Here is a 3,181-nt window from a genome sequence, read left to right on the forward strand (position 1 = left end):
CGGACGCGAGATCCCGGAGCGGCCGGACCGGCGGGCGCGGCGCCGGGGCCGGTCCCCTGCCGGTGAGGGCCGGAACCGACCTCGTGCCCGCCGACTGGAGGATCGAGTCGGGAGAGTGCGTGGAGGATCCGACCAGCAGGGCCCGGGAGCCGGGGCCGGTGAGCATGCCCGGCATCCTAGGCACCTCCCTCGTCAGGCATCTGGCCCTCGACGGCTCGGACGACCTCCGACACCAGCGCCTGGGTGCCCGCCGCGTCGAGGGCCTTCACCCGTTCCGCGAGCACGTCGACTCTGGACTCCCCGCCCTTGGTGACGATCGTGATCGTCACCTTGCCCGTCCGGTATCGCAGCCAGGCGACCACCAGGGTGGCCAGCACCATCACCGCTCCACCCGGTTCGAGCGCGATCCGCAGCGCCTCGGTCAAAGGCCCGAGGGTGCCCGGGACCGGCGGGGCCCCAAGGGAGCGAACCCGGCCCGCGAGCTCGGGTTCCTCAACCAGCCATTCGTACAGATCGTTCGCGGCGTCTACCGAACCCGGTTCGGAAACGGAAATCTCAATATCCATGGGCTGCTCGTCTCGCACTTATCCGATGAACGCACTGGAAATACCGGCTGCGGACCGCTTTGAATGTGAGGCACCTGGAACTCCAGGCTGGGGCTTATCTCTGGCACGACCTTCGGGCCTCCTCGGCTTCACGGCGCGACCAAGGAGGTTTTGTTTGTATCCGAGGATGCCGTCACAGGCTCGTTTTGTAAACGGATTGCGTTCGGTGCGCATGCCCTTTCGTGACACCGCCGCCGGAACCGCCGGGCGGCCGGGTTCGGGCGGAGGCCGACGGGCACCTCGACGCCAAAGGACGGAGGCTACGGGCCTCCCGCTCCGCACAGGTCACCGATCTTTCCGCGGGAACCCCGGCAAAGGTCCGGGCGAGCAACCGCGCCCTTCCCATCACGAAACGACGGAAAGCCGGGACGGCCTTGACCATCGCGTTCTGTGCCGGGCGAAACGAGGTCGGCGACGCCCGCTGTTGAAATTGTTCCGGCGGAAGTCCGATTGATTCGGAAAGAGCTGCCTTTCTCGGCGGATCGCGGCGGCGCGCACTCCTGAGGCGTATTTCCAGGCCAGCAGGCCCGGCCGGGCACGACGACGCTTTTTCTTCCTCTCCCCCGCCCCACGGGGCGGCCCGTCCGCACAGCGGATTACTGTGAGCAGGTTATTCGTTTCATGCTGAATATTGAATTTATGTCCGCCGTTTCCCGGAGAAACACGAGCCGCCACCGTCCCACGAGTCCAGCTTGCCGAGTCGCGAGGGAGCTTCGAGGTGGCGGAGATGTTTGCCCAGCGTAAGGCGGGTATGCCCCCTGTCACAACGCACGAGGGGAACAGCGGATGGAACGGGACAACGCCAACGACAGGCAAAAACTGGGCACCGATCGTGCGCACCAGCCAGGCTCACCCGAAGGGTTGAGCGCGCAGGAGATGGACAGCCGAAGCGACCTGGCCACCTGGATCAGCGGCACGCACGCGTTTCCGGCCGATCGCGAGACTTTACTGGAGCGGGCGCGCGCCCAGTCGGCACCCGACGAGGTGCTCTCGGCCATCCGGTCGCTGCCCGATCGCACCTACGAGAACATGGAAGGCGTCGCCCAGGAACTCGGCCTCGGCGGGGAGCAGCACGACTGACCGCACCGCTCGCGGCCGTTCGGACGACTCATGGCTTTCCCCCTGGCCAAGTACGTGACCCGAGCCCAGGTGGCAAGTCCAAGCTCAGAGATCAGGATTCCGTCGGGAGCACTGGGACGACCTGAGCGGAGCGTGTGGACCGATGACGACAGCCCGCTCCCCCTGACTCCTGGGGACGCGCGGGGTCCGCGAGAAGCGCTCTGCCATGGGGGTTCACGCTCGTCATCGTGCTGCTGGTGGTGGGCCGATTCACGTTGGCGCCGCACCTGACGGCGCCCGCACTGCAGGCCCTGGTCCACGATCTTCGTGGCGATCTGTGTGCAGGCGCTGCCGTTTCTGGTCTTCGGGGTGGCGCTGTCGGCGGCGATCACCGCGTTCGTCCCGGCGTCGTTCTGGACCAGGGCGCTGCCCGCCAACCCGGCCGTGGCCGTGCCGGTCGCCGGGGTGGCGGGGGCGGTGCTGCCGGGGTGCGAGTGCGCGTCCGTCCCGGTCGCCTCGGGACTCATGAACACCCGGCCGTCGAGGCCGCGCGGCTTCGGGCTCGGAAATCCGCTTGTCGTCGGCGCCGCCTCCCTGGGAGGATCCTGTCTTCATGAGCCGCCCTGTCATCTCCGAGGTCCCGATCGGTCCCGTGCCCGTCCCCGACGTCGTCGCGGCGCTCGCCGGCCGCGACACCGTCACCCCGGTGTGGCGCAACGAACTCGGCGGCCTGACCTTCCGCCTCGAAGACGGGCGTGACGGCGTCAGGTACGTCAAGTGGGTCGCCGCCGGCACTCCGGAGATCGATCTCCCCGGCGAGGCGGAGCGCCTGGCCTGGGCGCGGCGCTGGGTGACCGTGCCGCGGGTCATCGAACACGGCACGGACACCGACGGCACGTGGCTGGTCACGGCGGCGGTCCCCGGCCGCTCGGCGGTGGATCCCCGGTGGATCGCCGACCCGGCGACCGCGGCGGCCGCGATCGGCCGAGGGCTGCGCCTGCTCCACGACGCCCTGCCCGTGGAGCAGTGCCCGTTCGACTGGGCCATCGATCGACGGCTCACCCGCGCCGACGAGCGCATCACCGGCGGGGAGGGACCGGCCGACTGGTTCCCCGAGCACCGGCACCTGGAACTCGCCGAAGCCCGGGCGCGAATCGGCGATCCGCCCGCGATCGACCGCCTCGTCGTCTGCCACGGGGACGCGTGCGCCCCCAACACCCTGCTGCGCGACGACGGCATGTTCGCCGCGCACGTCGACCTGGGCTCGCTCGGGGTGGCCGACCGGTGGGCGGACCTCGCGGTGGCCGCGTGGAGCACGGAGTGGAACCACGGCCCGGGGTACGACGGCATCGTGTACGACGCATACGGGATCGCCCCAGACCCGGAACGCATCGCCTACTACCGCCTGCTCTGGGACATGGCGTGACCGGTCACACCCGATCGGTGCCCGTGCTCGCGGTGGTAGGGCACCATCTTACGCTCGCCGTCGCCCCACGGCATGCCGTCGGGCGCGCTCT

General features: G+C 69.5%; 3 protein-coding genes and 1 pseudogene. 3 read left to right on the forward strand and 1 reads right to left on the reverse strand.

The window, feature by feature from the left end; all coding sequences use genetic code 11:
* Positions 1–176 precede the first annotated feature (176 nt).
* On the reverse strand, positions 177–566 hold the full coding sequence (locus ABZ260_RS49005; protein ID WP_355632259.1) for a hypothetical protein: 390 nt from the start codon (positions 564–566) through the stop codon (positions 177–179).
* 825 nt (positions 567–1,391) lie between these two features.
* Between ABZ260_RS49005 and ABZ260_RS49010 the strand changes: the two genes are divergently transcribed.
* The 3 genes and pseudogenes from ABZ260_RS49010 (at position 1,392) to ABZ260_RS49020 (ending at position 3,090) form a co-directional block, all read left to right on the forward strand.
* The gene (locus ABZ260_RS49010) at positions 1,392–1,685 is read left to right on the forward strand and encodes a DUF2795 domain-containing protein (RefSeq protein ID WP_350926108.1); all 294 of its coding nucleotides are present in this window, start codon (positions 1,392–1,394) and stop codon (positions 1,683–1,685) included.
* A 233-nt stretch (positions 1,686–1,918) separates the two neighbouring features.
* Positions 1,919–2,192: pseudogene (locus ABZ260_RS49015) on the forward strand (permease); the annotation flags it as partial.
* 85 nt (positions 2,193–2,277) lie between these two features.
* Positions 2,278–3,090, forward strand: a complete 813-nt coding sequence (locus tag ABZ260_RS49020; protein ID WP_355632263.1) for an aminoglycoside 3'-phosphotransferase — start codon at positions 2,278–2,280, stop codon at positions 3,088–3,090.
* The last annotated feature ends 91 nt before the right edge of the window (positions 3,091–3,181 follow it).

Source organism: Streptosporangium sp. NPDC006013 (assembly GCF_040614275.1).
Classification (GTDB): domain Bacteria; phylum Actinomycetota; class Actinomycetes; order Streptosporangiales; family Streptosporangiaceae; genus Streptosporangium.